The organism is Streptomyces sp. HNM0575, from assembly GCF_012726265.1.
Lineage (GTDB): Bacteria > Actinomycetota > Actinomycetes > Streptomycetales > Streptomycetaceae > Streptomyces.
This window is the reverse complement of sequence record NZ_JAASAG010000004.1, coordinates 63112-78713: the sequence shown is the minus strand read 5'-3', so window position 1 is coordinate 78713 and position 15602 is coordinate 63112. Positions and strand designations below refer to the sequence as shown.

Genomic DNA, 15602 nt, shown 5'->3' with positions numbered 1-15602 from the left:
TGTTCGTCGTGCGTTCCCTGAGGCCGCCTCGGGGCGGTGGCCGCGCCGCATCCGGGCGGCCTGATGCGGGGCCGGCCCCCGTCGGCGAGAGGGATCAGCCTGAGTACGTGACCGCGGCACGCTCCGGGCGCGGGCCCGCCGCCGACGGCCGTCGCGGTGCCACGGCGGTGCTGCTGCTGGCCTGCCTCGGCGTCGCGATGGCCCAGACGATCGTGGTATCCGTGCTGCCGGTCTTCGCCGGCCGGTTCGATGTGTCCGTACCGTCCGCGACCTGGCTGCTGACGGCGTTCATGCTCGCCGCGGGCGTCGCCACCCCGGTCGCCGGCCGGCTGGGCGACCTGTTCGGTCACCGCCCGGTCATGGTGGCCTGTCTGGCCTGCCTCTGCGGGGGCAGCGCGCTGGCGCTCGTCGCCGGCGAATCCGGTTGGTTTCCGGGGCTGTTGGCGGCCCGTGCCCTCCAGGGGGTCTCCGCCGGAGCCTTCCCGCTGGCGTTCGGACTGGCGAGGCTCTCCGCGGCACCGAGGCGACTGCCCGGCGTCGTCGCGGCACTCAGCGCGATGTTCGGAGTCGGCGGCGCCCTCGGGATGGTCGTAGCGGGTCCGCTCGTCGACGCTTCCGGTACGACGGGCGTGCTGTTCTGGCTCACGCTGGTGATCGCGGCCGCCGCCCTCGCCGGGACCGTGGCGCTGCCCCGCCGAGGGCCCGCCGATCGCCGTACGGGAGGCCTCGATCCGGCCGGCGCGCTGCTGTTGTCCGCGACGCTCGTGGCCCTCCTGCTGGTCATCAGCCAAGGAGGAGGCTGGGGTTGGGGGTCGGCGGCCACCGCGGGCGTGTTCGCCGTGGCGGTGGTCTCAGGCACCGGCTTCGTGGTCGTCGAGTTGCGTGCCGGGGAGCCGACAGTCGACCTCCGTCTCCTCCGCCGTCCCGCCCTCGTGGCCGTCAACCTCGCCACCGTGGTCATCAGCATCGGGATGTTCGCGGCGGTCACCGTGATACCGCAACTCCTTCAGACACCGGAACGGGCCGGGTACGGACTCGGCGCCACCGCCGCCGGAACGGGACTGCTGATGGTTCCCATGGCGGCGTTCATGGTCGTTGCGGCCCCGCTGGCGGCGCGGCTGTCCGCCCGCACGAGCAGCCGTACGACGTTTCAGATCGGTGCCGCCCTCGCCGCCGTCGCGCTCGCGGGTCTCGGTGCCGCTCACGGGACGGCCTGGCAGCTGTGCCTCGGCGGGGCGCTGCTGGGCGCCGCTTACGGCTTCGCGTTCGCCTCGCTGGGAAGCCTCGTGATCGACGCCGTCCGAACCGACCAGACCGGCGCGGCCACCGGTATCAACACCGTTCTGCGCACCGTGGGCGGAGCGATCGGCTCACAACTCGCCGCCGCCGTCGTCGCCGGGTGGGGGAGACCGGGCATGCAACTGCCCGCCGAGTCCGGATACACCGCCGCCTTCTTCATCGCCGCCGCCATCGTGAGCACGGCCCTGCTGATATCGCTCGCGATCCCCACCACGAGCGGGGAAACCGGACGGTGCCGAAGGGCAGGCGTGTAGCGCGCGGTCCGAAATGAGTGCTCAACACACTCCGAAACGCGGCCTAGGCTGAGCGGGATGGTGCGTTTCCCCGATCCCCGTGCGGCAGAGAGGCGGCGGTGAACACGGCTGCGTTCGTCAAACGGCATGGTTCGTACGGGCTCGATGCTCCCTACCTCATCGCCGTTCCCGTGGCACTGGTCCTCTCCGGGGTCGTTCAAGGAATCCTGACCGGCTTGCCGTGGCCCTTCATCGGAGCCGCACTGGTCCTGCTCTTCGCCCTGTTCGGCTACCACACCTCGCGGCGGGGCAAGTTCGTGGTCTGGGACCGGCTGCTCGGCGAGCTGGAGTGGACCGGAGCTGAGCAGGTGCTGGACGTGGGGTGCGGACGAGGTGCGGTGCTGATGCCGGCGGCCTCCCGGCTCACGACGGGCCGGGCGGTCGGGATCGACCTGTGGCGCGGACGCGACCAGAGCGGAAACGCCATGGAGGCGACGTGGAAGAACGCGGTCGCGGAAGGCGTCGCGGACCACGTCGAACTGCGTACGGCCGACATGACCGAGCTGCCCTTCGAGGACGAGAGCTTCGACGTGATCGTCTCCAGCATGGCCGTCCACAACCTCAAGGCCAGGGCCGAGCGGGACCGGGCGCTGACAGAGGCGGTACGTGTGCTGCGCCCCGGTGGACGGCTGCTGATCGCCGACCTGCGTCACACGGGGCAGCACTGCGAGACCCTGCACAGCCTCGGCATGTCCGGTGTCTCCCGTCGCGGCCTCGGCTGGCGCATGTGGTGGAGCGGCCCCTGGCTGCCGACCCACCTTGCCACCGCCACCAAGCCCCGCTGAGACTTCGGCGTCATGAGGCGGTCGCTCGCCTACGGTGCCGGGGCGGGTGAAGTACGGGCGGGCCGTGGGGTCATGCCGACGCGACCGTACGGGGCTGCGAAGTCCCGGTGGACGGCGAGGAGCCGGACGAGCTTCCCGGCGTCAGGCACTCGCGGCCGCGCAGAAGCTCCTCGACGAGGTCGTCCATGTCGATCCGCTTCTCGATCCGGGCGAGTTCGGCGGGGCGGGCCCCGGTGGTCACGCGCCGTGGGGCGAGCAGCTTGCAGCAGTCCTCGTCGGGCAGGACCGAGATGCCGGCGGTGCCGATGGAGCGCGCCTCATCGATGATCTCCTGTTTGTCCCATCCGAGGAGCGGGCGCAGCACCGGGAGGTCGGCGGCTTCGTCGACCGTGGTGATGTTGGTGAGGGTCTGGCTGGCGACCTGCCCGAGATTGTCGCCGGTGACGAGGGCTTCCGCCGGGAGGCGGCCGGCCAGGGCGCATGCGGTGCGTACCATCAGCCGCCGCTGTGCGACGACTTGGAACCTCTCGGCGCCCGCGAGCGCCAGCTGCTTCTGCGCCGCACCGAGCGCGATGACGTGCAACTGACCTGCCGGCTGGCAGCGGTTGAGTTCGCGGGCGAGCGCGTACGCCTTGTAGGTCGACGACGGGTTCGTGTACGGCGCGCCCGTGAAGTGGACGAAGTCGCAGTGCAGTCCCCTGCGGATGGCCCGGTGGGCGGCCACGGGCGAGTCGTAACCGCCGGAGAGCAGCACCAGCGCACGTCCGCTGGCCCCCACCGGCAGCCCGCCCTGGCCGGGGTGGCGAAGCCAGGAGAGATAGCTCTCCTTCCGTGCGACCTCGATGTTGAGGTCGACGTCCGGGGAGGAGAGGTCAACGGGCAGGCCGAGTTCGCGCTGGACGCGGGAGCCGACGGTCTCGGAGAGGCGGGAGGAGGTGAGGGGGAAGGTCTTGTCCCGGCGGCGAGCGTGCACGGCGAAGCTGAGTCCGGGACGGCCGCCGCACAGTGCGGTGAGCAGGTCCAGCGCCGCACCGGTGACGTCCTCCACCGTCGAGGGCACGCGCAGAGCGGGCTGGACGAGGTTGAAGCCCACCACGCGGCGGGCCCGCTCGACCAGGTCGTCCAGCGGCACCTGGCCGCCGAGCACCGTCACGTTCGGCTCGGACTTGATCCACGTGGAGCCGCCCACGCCGTGCAGGGCCCGGCGCAGATTGTCGTGCAGCCGTCGCTGGAAGGCCGCCTTGTTCCGCCCCCGCAGGAAGATCTCCCCGTGCTTGAGCAGCACGCACCAGCGGTGCCGGTCGAGTCCCGGCGCTCCCGCGATCTCCCCGGCACGCGTCGGCAGGGTCTCGGTCGTCTCGTTCACGGAACTCTCCTTCGCGAGTCACGTCGCAACGCGCAGGAGGGCGAAGGACAGCCGGACGGTGCGTCGCATCGCTGCGTCGTATCGCTGCGTCGCGGTCCGGTGATGCCGTCTGTGGGGACTCGCCCTCGAAGCCGCCGGTGTCACCGCGCGTGAATTCCGCGCGCGGGCAGTGGCAGGTCTTCGGACTCGTGGGCGGGCCCGGACGTGCCGGGCGCCTACTGACCGTCGCTTCCCGGCGCGTTCGCGCCAGTGCTCGATGACGGTGGTCGTTCCCACTCACCGCTGCGGGGCAGTCCCGGACTCCCACCGGGTTCCCTCTTACGACGCGCCTGCCTGGAGGACAGGCGCGAACCAGCTGCACATCCAGCCTACGGAACCCGATTCCCCGGAGCGGGCCGGCCGGCATTCTGCCCGGCTCGCCGACGGCACGTGGCGCCGCTTCCCGCCCCGCAGGTTCTTCGGCCGGCCTGCTCAGTCCTCCCCGTACTCGTAGAACCCGCGGCCCGTCTTCCGGCCGAGCAGTCCCGCCTCGACCATCCGCTTCAGCAGGGGCGGAGGCGAGTACAGAGGCTCCCGGAACTCCTGGTAGAGGGATTCGGCGATGGCGGCCACGGTGTCGAGGCCGATGAGGTCGGCCAGCTTGAGCGGGCCCATGGGGTGTGCGCATCCGCGTTGCATGCCTTCGTCGATGTCCTCGGGGCCGGCGAAGCCGGACTCGGTCATGCGTACCGCGGAGAGCAGATACGGGACGAGCAGCGTGTTGACGAGGAAGCCGGCCCGGTCCTGCGCGTGGATGACGTGCTTGCCGAGGACGCCGGTTGCGAACTCCCGGGCGGCGGTGAGTGTTTCAGGGGCGGTGTGCAGCGTCTCGACGACTTCGACGAGTGGCATCACCGGCACCGGGTTGAAGAAGTGCAGGCCGACGACCCGTTCGGCGTTGCCGGTGGCCATGGCGAGGCGGATGACGGGCAGGGAGGAGGTGTTGGTGGCCAGGATCGCGTCCGGATCTCCGACGATCTTGTCGAGCACCTCGAACAGCTCGGTCTTCACTTCCGGGTTCTCGGAGACGGCTTCGACCACGAGCTGCCGGTCCCTGAGGTTGTCCAGATCGTCGGTGAACGTGAGGCGGGTCAGGGCGGCATCGGTATCGGAGCGGTCCGATCTGCCTCGCCGGACGGCGCGTTCCAGGGAAGCGGTGATCTTCTCGCGGGCCGACTCCGCGGCTGCGCGGTCCACTTCGCAGACGACGGTGTCCAGGCCGGCCCGCGCGCAGACTTCTGCGATGCCGGTCCCCATCTGGCCGCCGCCGACGACTCCCACTCGTTCGATGCGTGCGGTCATGAGGCCACCTCCGTGGTGTTGCGGCGCACGAGGTACTTCTCGTAGGCGTCGACGGTGAAGAAGCCCGGCAGTTCACGGGCCAGAGCCGTACGGACGAAGATGTCGCGGGCCTCGGCCGACAGAGCCGAGGGGTCCTCCTTGGCCAGGGCGGCGCATTCGTCGTCGAGGAGGCCGAGGACGGTCTCGCGTGTGACGGCTCCGTGCTGCTGCCACTGCCAGATCTGGCAGCGGGCGATCTCCGCGGTGGCCGCGTCTTCCATCAGCCCGTAGAGGGCGACCGCGCCCTGGCCGCGCAGCCAGCCGTCGAAGTACCGCAGGGCGACGGCGATGTTGCTGCGGATGCCTTCCTCGGTGGGCGGGCCGCTGGTGCGGCGGACGGCGAGCAGGTCGCCGGCCGTGACCGTCACGTCCTCGCGGGTGCGCTCGATCTGGTGCGGGCGCTGCCCGAGCACCGAGTCGAAGGTGTCGCGGCAGGCGGGCACCAGAGCCGGGTGGGCGACCCAGGAGCCGTCGAAGCCGTCTTCCGCCTCACGCTCCTTGTCGAGGCGGACCCGGGCGAGGGCCGTTTCGTGGGACTGTGCGTCGCCGCTGGGGATCTGGGCCGCCATGCCGCCGATGGCGTGTGCGCCGCGCTTGTGGCAGGTGCGCACGAGCTGTTCGGTGTAGGCGCGCATGAACGGGGCGGTCATGGTGACCTTGGCCCGGTCGGGGAGGACGAAGTCGGGGCGGTGGGCGAAGTTCTTGATGAGGTTGAAGAGGTAGTCCCAGCGGCCGGCGTTCAACCCGGCGCTGTGCTCGCGCAGTTCGTGGAGGATCTCTTCCATCTCGAATGCGGCGGTGACCGTCTCGATGAGGACGGTGGCACGGACGGTGCCCTGTGGGATGCCGAGGAGATGCTGTGCGAGGACGAAGACGTCGTTCCAGAGCTTGGCCTCGTAGTGGTTCTCCAGCTTCGGCAGGTAGAAGTAGGGGCCGCTGCCTGCGTCGATCTGCCGGCGCGCGCAGTGGAAGAAGTACAGGCCGAAGTCGACGAGCGGAGCCGGGACGGGGCGGCCGTCGATCAGCAGGTGGTTCTCGGTCAGATGCCATCCGCGGGGACGCACCATGATCGTGGCCGGGTTCTCCGCGACGCGGTACCTCTTGCCGTTCTGGGTGGTGAAGTCGATCCGCCGCTCGATGGCGTCCAGCAAGGTGAGCTGTCCGCCGATGACGTTCTCCCAGGTGGGGGAGGTGGCGTCTTCGAAGTCCGCCATCCACACCTGCGCACCGGAGTTGAGCGCGTTGACCGCCATGCGCGGCTGCGGCGGCCCGGTGATCTCGACCCTGCGGCCGGCCAGTCCGGGAGCGGGCGGAGCGACCCGCCACCCCGGGTCCTCGCGCACGGCGGCTGTGGCGATGGAGAAGTCCAGCGAGCAGCCGGACGCCAGGCGCAGGGCGCGGCGGCGCCGCTCGGCCAGCACGCTGTCGCGGCGGTGCGCGAAAGCGGCGTTCAGGCGGCCGATGAAGGCCAGGGCTTCAGGTGTGAGGATCTCCTCGAAGCGGTCGCCGAGTGCTCCGGCCACCTCGACGGGGTGAGTAGTGGGGGAAGCGACAGACATGCGGGTCTCCTGAACAGGTCTGCTGGGAACTGCTGCTGAGATGCGGCGGTGAAGGGGGCGGGGGCGCGCCCCCTTCACCGGCACAAGGGGCGCCGGGCCGTCGTCCGGGGAGGCATCCGGCCCGAACGGCCTTTACTTGAACTGCTGTTCCTCGGTCGAGCCGCGCAGCGCGGTGGTCTCTCCCGTGGGATTGACCGCGGTGCTCACCAGGTCGAAGTAGCCGGTGCCGACCTCGCGCTGGTGCTTGACGGCGGTGAAGCCGTGCTCCTGGGCGGCGAACTCCTTCTCCTGCAACTCGACGTAGGCGGTCATGCCGTCGTCGGCGTAGCCCCGGGCGAGGTCGAACATCCCGTGGTTGAGGGAGTGGAAGCCGGCCAGGGTGATGAACTGGAATCGGTAGCCCATCGCGGCCAGCTCCCGCTGGAACTTGGCGATCTGGTCGTCGTCCAGGGCGGACTTCCAGTTGAAGGACGGCGAGCAGTTGTAGGCCAGCATCTGGTCCGGGTAGCGGGCGTGGACCGCCTCGGCGAACTCCCGGGCCTGTGCCAGGTCCGGCGTGCCCGTCTCCATCCACAGCAGGTCCGCGTACGGGGCGTAGGCCAGGCCACGCGCGATGACCGCCTCCATGCCCGGCCGGACGCGGTAGAAGCCCTCGGCCGTTCGCTCGCCCGTGGTGAACTGCGCGTCCTGCTCGTCGATGTCGCTGGTGAGCAGGTTCGCCGCGAGCGCGTCCGTACGCGCCACGATCACGGTGGGCACGTCGGCGATGTCGGCCGCCAGACGGGCGGCGTTGAGGGTGCGCACGTGCTGGGAGGTGGGGACGAGCACCTTGCCGCCGAGGTGGCCGCACTTCTTCTCGGAGGCGAGCTGGTCCTCGTAGTGGATGCCGGCGGCGCCCGCTTCGATCAGCGCCTTGGTCAGCTCGAACGCGTTGAGCGGGCCGCCGAAGCCGGCTTCCGCGTCGGCGACGACGGGAGCGAGCCAGTCGGTGGTGTCCCCGTCGTCCTCCGCGGTGGCGATCTGGTCGGCACGCAGCAGGGCGTTGTTCACCCGACGCACCACGGAGGGAACGGAGTTGGCCGGGTAGAGGCTCTGGTCGGGGTAGGTCTGTCCGGCCTGGTTGGCGTCGGCGGCGACCTGCCAGCCCGACAGGTTAGATCGCCTGAAGTCCCGCCTTGACCTGCTGGACGGCCTGACCGCCGGTGAGCGCGCCGAGGGCGTGGATGTAGTCGCGTTCGTGCAGTTGCCGCCAGAGCCGCTCGGCGCCGCGGCGGGCCAGCGTGTGCTCCTCCTGGACGCTGCCGGACAGCCGGACGACGTCCTGCGCGGTGTAGGTGCGTTCGGTGTTCTTCCAGCGCGGGTCGCTTGCCCACCGCTGTGCCAGCTGCTCGGCCGTGGCCGTCGAGTCCGCCATGCCATCTCCCTGGTCGTATCGAAGCGTGTAAAGAATGCGAAGGGAGTGCACTGGGTGTCACTTCCTTGGGTGTGCGGCTGGCCGGCTCCGTCCGTCAATGTGAGACGACGTAGCGGACGAAGTGAGCCGAACTGACCGGGATCTCCGATGTCAGGGCCTTATCGTGCCCGGTTCTGCGGGTCCGGGCATCGTGTGACCGGCCAGCCGCAATTCCAAAGTGGCAGCGGCACTGAGTGCCGTCCATGGTGGCCTGAAGCCAATTTCTGCGAATCTTCCCGGGCCGATCTGCGAAGGTTGCCAATCTTCAGGTGCGTAGGATGAGCGCAGCTCGCCCACGGAGCCGGGCAGGAGATCGCACGGGGAATCGCGTGGGGAGGGGAGGTCACGGATGAGCAAGACGTACGCGGGGCCGCGGCTGCGCCGGCTGCGTGAGGAGCGGCAGCTCAGCCAGGCGGCCCTGGCCCGGGTGCTGGAGATCTCGCCGAGCTATCTGAACCAGATGGAGCACGACTCCCGGCCCCTGACCGTGCCCGTGCTGCTGCGGCTGACCGAATCCTTCGGTGTGGACCCCGGCTTCTTCTCCGAGCGCGACACCGCACGGCTCGTCGCGGACCTGCGGGAAGTGCTCGCGGACGAGGTGGCCGACGCCCGGGTGTCACCGTCCGACCTCGCAGAACTGGCCTCGCGCCAACCGGCTGTCGCAGAGGCGCTGTTGGGGCTGGGGCGCCGCAATCAGGCTCTGACCGAGAGGCTGGATCAGGTGCGGCCGCGGGACGGTACGGGCCAGGAGGTGACCAGCCGGGGCCCGCACGAGGAGATCCGCGAGTTCTTCTACCGTCGGCAGAACTACCTGCACGAGGCAGACGTCGCGGCCGAGGAGCTCGCCGTGGAGACGGGGGTGCGTCCCGGCGAGGTACGGCAGGTGCTGGCGACACGCCTCGCCGAACGGCACGGCGTCCGGATCGTCTCCGACGCGGACGAGTTGCACCGCTTCGATCCGGCGCAGCGCGTGCTGCATCTTTCGCCGCGGCTCCGACCGGGCCAGCAGGCCTTCCGCATGGCCACCCAGCTGGCGCTGCTGGAGCATGGCGACCTGTTGAGCTCGCAGGCATCACAGGATTACGAGGAAGGCTCTCCCACCTGGTCGCTGGCCCGGATCGGGATCGCGAACTACTTCGCCGGCGCGCTGATCCTGCCCTACCGCGCCTTCCACGCCGCCGCCGAGCAGGTGCGATACGACATCGAGCGGCTCACCGACCGCTTCGGTCTCGGCTACGAGACGGTGTGCCACCGCCTCAGCACACTTCAGCGTCCGCGACAGCGAGGCGTGCCGTTCTCGTTCGTACGGGTCGACCGGGCGGGCAACATGTCCAAGCGGCAGTCCGCGACCGGCTTCCACTTCTCCCGCGCGGGCGGCACGTGCCCCCTGTGGAACGTCTATGAGGCCTTCTCCTCACCCGGCCGCATCCACGTCCAGATCGCCGAAATGCCCGACGGCCACCGCTACTTGTGGACCGCCCGTACCGTCCACCGGCACCGGGGCGGCTGGGGCGAGCCCGGCAAGACCTTCGCCATCGGGCTGGGCTGCGAGATCCGCCACGCCGAGCGGCTCGTCTACTCCGACGGCCTGGACCTCGCCGACGGCACCGCCGCGACTCCCATCGGCATGGGCTGCCGCATCTGCGAACGCGTCGGCTGCCCGCAGCGCGCAGCGCCGCCCCTGGGACGGCAGCTGGCGGTGGACGAGAACAGCACCACGTTCGTGCCGTACCCGGTGGAACCGGAAGCCCACTGAGATCGCGGCTCCTTCACGGCTCCAGGCGCCGGGCCTCCGTGAAGGCGACCTCGTCGCCCGCGGTGACCCCGTGCAGGACGTGGGCGAGGACCTCGGCGCCCCGTACGACGCGCGGGCCGGGCCGGTTGAAGTACGCGGGACCGTCCACCACCCACACCCGGCCCGCCCGCACCGCCGGCAGCTCCGCCCAGCCGGGCAGCCGGGTCAGCAACTCCCGTTCCGACTCGGTGCGTTCAGGAGCGAGCCCGCACGGCATGAGCAGCATCACCTCCGGCTGCGCCGCCCGCACCGTCTCCCAGTCGACCGGCTCGGTGTGCTCGCCGGGTTCGGCGAGCAACGCCTCGCCCCCCGCGGCCCGGATCTGCTCCGGAACCCAGTGGCCCGCCGGCCACAGGGGGTCGAGCCATTCGATCGCCGCCACCTTCGGACGGGCCAGGCCCGCGACCGACTTCCGCACCCTCTCCAGCCGGTCGCGGAGTTCGGCCGCGCGGCGCGATCCCACCAGGGGCACGCCCAGCTCCCCGCCGACGCGCTCGACGCAGTCGAGTACGTCCGACAGCGTGCGGGGCTCCAGGCTCAGCATGGTCGGTCCGCTCTCCAGGGAGCGGACGGCGCCGACGACGCTGCCGTAGGAGACGGCGCACACCTCGCACAGCTCCTGCGTCAGCACCATGTCCGGCGCGAGCTCGGCGAGCTTCGCCGAATCGAGGGTGTAGAGGGAGGATCCGCCGTGCTCGGCGCCGCCGACCGCCTCGGAGATCTCGCGGCTGCCCAGCCGGTCGGCGTCGAACCCGGCCGACGTGACGACCGGGGCGTGCTCCAGGGCGCCGGGCGGCCAGTCGCACTCGTGCGTACGGCCCACAAGGGCGCCGGTGAGGCCGAGTTCGGCCACGATGTCCGTTGCGGCGGGAAGCAGGGAGACGATGCGCATCCCGGAACCGTACTGTCCACCGCCGCGGAACGGTGCCGAGCGCCGAGCCCCCGGGCGCTGGTCTCAGGCCTGCGTCTGCGTCTGCGTCTGCGTCTGCGTCTGCGACGGCGCGGCGCCGGAGGGGCCGGATGCGGCGTCCGTGCCGCAAGGGGCGGCGCCGCCGATCACCTTGCGGGCGCTTTCCATCAACCCCGGTACACGCTCGAGCAGTTCGTCGACACGCGGGCCGATGACCCGGCCGTCGCCTTGGGGCGTGCTGCCGGATGAGCGTTCATGCTCCCGCAGGGCCGTTCTCAGCGCGTCGAGGAGTTCGGCCATGCTGACCAGGAGGTCCCGCTGGTTGCGCAATCTTGCGCCCTGGCTGCCGAGTTGACGGCGCATCGCGGCGAGGTTCTCGTACTCGCGGTGGCTCAGGGCCACCATCGGTTCACCGTCGACAGTCACCTGCCGCGGCTCTGGTTTTCCCATCGCTTCCCCCTGCCCTGCCGTGCACCCCCGGAGCCTTGGACCGGGGGTGCACGAGCGGGCTGTCGAAGACCGGGGACTGGGAGGGGCGGCACAACCGCGCCCCTCCCGGCCCGGTTTACGCGTCAGGAGCCCGGAAGCTCCGCCCTCACCGTGCGTGCGGCTTCGACGAGACTCTCCAGCGAGGACCGGGTCTCGGGCCAACCGCGGGTCTTGAGCCCGCAGTCGGGGTTGACCCACAGCCGCTCGGCCGGAATGGCCTCAAGTCCCTTGCGCAGCAGGGCCGCTGCCTCGTCGGCACTCGGGACGCGGGGGGAGTGGATGTCGTACACACCGGGACCGGCTTCGCGGGGGTAGCCGTGCGCCGCCAGCTCGCGGGCCACCTGCATGTGCGACCGGGCGGCCTCCAGGCTGATGACGTCGGCGTCGATGTCGTCGATGGCCTGGATGATGTCGCCGAACTCGGCGTAGCACATGTGCGTGTGGATCTGCGTGGCCGGCTGCACTCCGCTCGTGCTGAGCCGGAAGGACTCCGTCGCCCACTCCAGGTACGCCGGGCGGTTGGCGGAGCGCAGCGGCAGGGTCTCCCGGAGCGCGGGCTCGTCGACCTGGATGACCGAAGTCCCCGCCGCCTCCAGGTCGTTGACCTCGTCGCGCAGCGCGAGGGCGACCTGCCGGGCGGTGTCACCGAGCGGCTGGTCGTCACGTACGAACGACCAGGCCAGCATGGTGACGGGGCCGGTGAGCATCCCCTTGACCGGACGGTTCGTGAGCGACTGCGCGTACGTCGTCCACGGCACGGTCATCGGCTCCGGACGGGAGATGTCGCCCGCCAGGATCGGGGGCCGCACGTAGCGGGTGCCGTACGACTGCACCCAGCCCTGCTGCGTGGCGAGGTAGCCCCTGAGCTGCTCGGCGAAGTACTGCACCATGTCGTTGCGTTCGGGCTCGCCGTGCACCAGGACGTCGATCCCGGCGTTCTCCTGGAAGGAGAGCACCTGCCGGATCTCGTCCTTGATGCGCTCCTCGTACCCGGCGGTGTCGATCTTCCCCTTCCGCAAGTCGGCGCGTGCGGTGCGCAGTTCGGTCGTCTGCGGGAACGAGCCGATGGTCGTCGTCGGCAGCAGCGGCAGCCCCAGGTGCTCCCGCTGCGCCTTCGTACGCTCGGTGTAGGGCTGGGAGCGGCGCCCGTCGGCGTCGGTGATCGCCTCCGTCCTGGCCCGCACCGTGGGATCGTGGGTGATGGCCGAGCCCGCGCGGGAGGCCAGGTCGGCCCTGTTGGCGGTCAGGTCCGCGGTGATGGCGTCGGTGCCGCCGGCGAGGCCCTTGGCGAGCACGGCGACCTCGTTCGCCTTCTGCCGGGCGAAGGCGAGCCAGCGCAGGATCTGCTGGTCGATGTCCCGCTCGGCGCCCGTGTCGATCGGCACGTGCAGCAGCGAGCAGGATGCGGCCACGTCGACCCGGTCGGCGAACCCGAGCAGGGTGCCGAGCGTGGACAGCGACTTCTCCAGGTTGTTGATCCAGATGTTGCGGCCGTTGACGACGCCGGCGACGAGACGCTTGCCGGACAGCCCGCCCACGGAGGCGAGATCGTCGAGGTTCGCGGCGGCGGCCTCGGTGAAGTCGATCGCGAGCCCGTCCACGGGCGCCTTGGCCAGGACCGGCAGCGCCTCGCCCAGGCGGTCGAAGTACGAGGCGACGAGCAGCTTCGGACGGTCGGCCGGCTCCCCGAGGTCCCGGTAGGCGCGGGAGGCGGCGTTCAGTTCGGCGGCGGTGCGGTCCTGGACGAGGGCCGGCTCGTCCAGCTGCACCCATTCCGCCCCGGCCGCTCGCAGATCCGCCAGGACCTCGGCGTAGACGGGAAGCAGCCGGTCCAGCAGCGTGAGCGGGTCGAAGTCGGCGGCGACACCGGGCGCGGGCTTGGCCAGCAGCAGGTACGTGACGGGGCCGACCAGGACGGGCCGCGCGGTGTGGCCGAGGGCGAGGGCCTCCTTGAGCTCGGAGACCTGCTTGGAGCTGTCCGCGGCGAACTCGGTGTCCGGCCCCAACTCCGGGACCAGATAGTGGTAGTTGGTGTCGAACCACTTGGTCATCTCCAGTGGCGCGACCTCCTGGGTGCCGCGTGCCATGGCGAAGTACCCGTCGAGGGCGTCGGCCGCGACGGCGGAGCGGTGGCGTTCGGGGACGGCGCCGACCATGACGCTGGTGTCCAGGACATGGTCGTAGTAGGAGAAGTCCCCGGTCGGGACCTCGTCGATGCCGGCGTCGGCCAGCAGCTGCCAGTTGGAGCGGCGCAGTCCCGCTGCGGTCTCCCGGAGGGAGTCCGCGGTGACGCGGCCCTTCCAGTAGCCCTCGATGGCCTTCTTCAGTTCCCGGTTCTGGCCCTGACGGGGGAAGCCGTACACGGTGGGCCGTGCTGCCGCGGCTGCGGACTTCGCTGTCACGAACTCTCCTTCGCGAACGATTCGGACGAATCCCCGTGACGAGGAGAGCGCGAAGGAAGCCGCATCAGACGGAAGATCGTGCGGGTCTGGGAACCCGCCTGCGCGTGAACGCAGTTGTCCGTCTGCTGTGTGGTCGCCGACCCGCCCTCGAGGTCACTGGGACATCCGCACGTGATCGGTCACATGCGGGCAGTTGGCAGGTCTTCGGACTCATGGGCACATCCGCTTCGTTGGAAGGCGGACGCCTACTGGCCGTCGCTTCCCGGACCGTTGGGGCCCAGTGCGTATGACGGCGGTCGTTCCCACTCACCGCTGCGGGGCAGTCCCGGATTTCCACCGGGTTCCCTCTTTCGACGTGCCTGCCTGGCGGGCAGGACGAACCAGCTGCACGGTCAGCCTAGCCGGAAGGGCCGGGTACGAAACACCGCCCGCCGTGCTCGCCCCGGTCCGGTGCGCGTCGTCCGGTACGCGCTTTTCGGTACGCATTTTTCGGTTCTGTCTCCGGCTTCGAGCGCACGCGCCTCCCCGTTCGTGGAAGGTTCGGTCCTGGAGGGTGCTCACCCGCGGCCGGTGGCCAGCAGCCACAGCAGCAGTGCGTTGAGCACGACGACGACTGCCGTGACCAGAGCGGCCACCATGGTGGTCAGCGGGTGATTCGCGCTCGTGGCCATCCACCGCCGGCGGCTCGTCAGCCAGACCAGTGGGACGAGGGCGAAGGGGATGCCGAAGGAGAGGACGACCTGGGAGACGACGAGGATGCGCGTGGGGTCGGCGCCCGTGGCCAGCAGTGCGAGGGCCGGCAGAAGGGTCAGCGTGCGGCGCAGCAGCAACGGGATCCGGCGGTGTACGAGGCCGTCCATGATGACCGCGCCCGCGTAGCAGCCGACCGAGGTGGAGACCAGTCCGGAGGCGAGCATGGCGAGGGCGAAGAGGACGCCCACGGCGGTTCCCAGGGAGGCGGTCACGGCGGAGTGTGCGCCGGCGAGTGTGCTCGTTCCGGCCACGCCGCGCAGTTCACCGGCCGCCAGCAGCAGCATCGCGGCGTTGATGCTGCCCGCGATGATCATCGACAGGCCCACGTCCCAGCGCGTGGCCCGCAACAGCAGTGTGCGGCGCGTCCGTTCCGGAAGGTGGCCGTGCCGGTCGTGGGTCAGGGCGGAGTGCAGGTACACGGCGTGCGGCATGACGGTGGCGCCCAGGATGCCCGCGGCGAGCAGCACGCTGCCGGCCCCCTGGAACGCCGGCATGAGTCCGTCGGCCGCATCGGCGGCAGGTGGTTCGATCACGAGGCCCGCGACGAAGCCGACCGCGATCACCGCCAGAAACGCGAGCACGGTGTGCTCGAAGGCGGACTGCCCGCTGCGGTCCTTGACCAGCAGGATCAGCGTGGAGACCACTCCGGTCACCAGCCCGCCGGCCAGAAGCGGCAGGTCGAAGAGCAGCTGGAGGGCGATCGCTCCGCCGACGACCTCGGCGATGTCGGTGGCCATGGCGACGGCCTCGGCCTGGACCCAGTAGAGCAGCCGCCCGGAGCGAGGCAGGTGCCTGCCGAGGAGGTGGGGAAGCGATGCTCCCGCGACGAGTCCCAGCTTCGCCGAGAGGTACTGCACGAGCACGGCCATGAGGTTGGCGGCCACGACGACCCACAGCAGCAGATAGCCGAACTCGGCTCCCGCGCTGACGTTGGTCGCCACGTTTCCCGGGTCGACATACGCGACGGCGGCCACGAACGCCGGGCCGAGAAGGGTGAGTCTGCGCGGAACGCGGGTCTGCGCGCGTGGTGGTGTCTCCAGCCGCGTCATGACAGCTCCTGGGCTTCCGGGTGCGAGAGGGATGTGCCGAAGGGCACGGGGGGCGGCCCCGGCGCGTGC

At 70.7% G+C, this 15602-nt stretch carries 10 protein-coding genes, 1 pseudogene and 2 riboswitches; of the genes and pseudogenes, 3 read left to right on the top strand and 8 right to left on the bottom strand.

Going from position 1 to position 15602, the window contains the following annotated elements; genetic code table 11:
• Positions 1-107: 107 nt before the first annotated feature.
• Together HCC61_RS11805 and HCC61_RS11800 are read left to right on the top strand one after the other, a co-directional pair.
• Entirely contained in the window at positions 108-1553 is a 1446-nt protein-coding gene (locus HCC61_RS11805; RefSeq protein WP_169135341.1) for an MFS transporter, read from the top strand.
• A 98-nt stretch (positions 1554-1651) separates the two neighbouring features.
• Positions 1652-2377, top strand: a complete 726-nt coding sequence (locus HCC61_RS11800; protein ID WP_169135340.1) for a class I SAM-dependent methyltransferase — start codon at positions 1652-1654, stop codon at positions 2375-2377.
• A 70-nt stretch (positions 2378-2447) separates the two neighbouring features.
• Here HCC61_RS11800 and thiI read toward each other — a convergent pair whose 3' ends face one another.
• The 4 genes and pseudogenes from thiI to aceA form a co-directional block, all read right to left on the bottom strand.
• Positions 2448-3722, bottom strand: coding sequence for a tRNA uracil 4-sulfurtransferase ThiI (thiI, locus tag HCC61_RS11795; RefSeq protein WP_206322419.1), 1275 nt, complete (start codon positions 3720-3722; stop codon positions 2448-2450).
• A gap of 174 nt (positions 3723-3896) precedes the next feature.
• Positions 3897-4114: riboswitch (cobalamin riboswitch) on the bottom strand.
• A 100-nt stretch (positions 4115-4214) separates the two neighbouring features.
• A complete protein-coding gene (locus HCC61_RS11790) occupies positions 4215-5084 on the bottom strand; it encodes a 3-hydroxybutyryl-CoA dehydrogenase (RefSeq protein ID WP_169135339.1) in 870 nt (289 codons plus the stop codon).
• A complete protein-coding gene (gene aceB / locus HCC61_RS11785; protein WP_169135338.1) occupies positions 5081-6682 on the bottom strand; it encodes a malate synthase A in 1602 nt (533 codons plus the stop codon). The genes HCC61_RS11790 and aceB overlap by 4 nt, the downstream gene beginning before the upstream one ends.
• 132 nt (positions 6683-6814) lie before the next feature.
• A pseudogene (gene aceA / locus HCC61_RS11780) lies at positions 6815-8096 on the bottom strand (isocitrate lyase).
• 388 nt (positions 8097-8484) lie between these two features.
• Here aceA and HCC61_RS11775 point away from each other — a divergent pair.
• Positions 8485-9891 carry a short-chain fatty acyl-CoA regulator family protein gene (locus tag HCC61_RS11775; RefSeq protein WP_169135337.1) on the top strand — a complete coding sequence of 469 codons (1407 nt, stop codon included), beginning with the start codon at positions 8485-8487 and terminating at the stop codon, positions 9889-9891.
• A 13-nt stretch (positions 9892-9904) separates the two neighbouring features.
• Here the strand turns inward: HCC61_RS11775 and HCC61_RS11770 are convergent, their stop codons facing one another.
• The 4 genes from HCC61_RS11770 to HCC61_RS11755 form a co-directional block, all read right to left on the bottom strand.
• Positions 9905-10822, bottom strand: coding sequence for a cobalamin-binding protein (locus tag HCC61_RS11770; RefSeq protein ID WP_169135336.1), 918 nt, complete (start codon positions 10820-10822; stop codon positions 9905-9907).
• Positions 10823-10885: 63 nt separating this feature from the next.
• Positions 10886-11245, bottom strand: a complete 360-nt coding sequence (locus HCC61_RS11765) for a hypothetical protein (protein ID WP_169135335.1) — start codon at positions 11243-11245, stop codon at positions 10886-10888.
• Between the two features lie 167 nt (positions 11246-11412).
• A complete protein-coding gene (gene metE / locus HCC61_RS11760) occupies positions 11413-13731 on the bottom strand; it encodes a 5-methyltetrahydropteroyltriglutamate--homocysteine S-methyltransferase (protein ID WP_169135334.1) in 2319 nt (772 codons plus the stop codon).
• A 177-nt stretch (positions 13732-13908) separates the two neighbouring features.
• Positions 13909-14131: riboswitch (cobalamin riboswitch) on the bottom strand.
• Positions 14132-14288: 157 nt separating this feature from the next.
• On the bottom strand, positions 14289-15533 hold the full coding sequence (locus HCC61_RS11755) for an Nramp family divalent metal transporter (RefSeq protein ID WP_169135333.1): 1245 nt from the start codon (positions 15531-15533) through the stop codon (positions 14289-14291).
• Between the last annotated feature and the right edge of the window lie 69 nt (positions 15534-15602).

Coding starts and splice junctions, on each gene's coding strand:
- aceB (WP_169135338.1), bottom strand. CDS start 6,682: ATGTCTGTCGCTTCCCCCACTACTCACCCCGTCGAGGTGGCCGGAGCA.
- HCC61_RS11770 (WP_169135336.1), bottom strand. CDS start 10,822: ATGCGCATCGTCTCCCTGCTTCCCGCCGCAACGGACATCGTGGCCGAA.
- HCC61_RS11790 (WP_169135339.1), bottom strand. CDS start 5,084: ATGACCGCACGCATCGAACGAGTGGGAGTCGTCGGCGGCGGCCAGATG.
- HCC61_RS11755 (WP_169135333.1), bottom strand. CDS start 15,533: ATGACGCGGCTGGAGACACCACCACGCGCGCAGACCCGCGTTCCGCGC.
- HCC61_RS11775 (WP_169135337.1), top strand. CDS start 8,485: ATGAGCAAGACGTACGCGGGGCCGCGGCTGCGCCGGCTGCGTGAGGAG.
- HCC61_RS11765 (WP_169135335.1), bottom strand. CDS start 11,245: ATGGTGGCCCTGAGCCACCGCGAGTACGAGAACCTCGCCGCGATGCGC.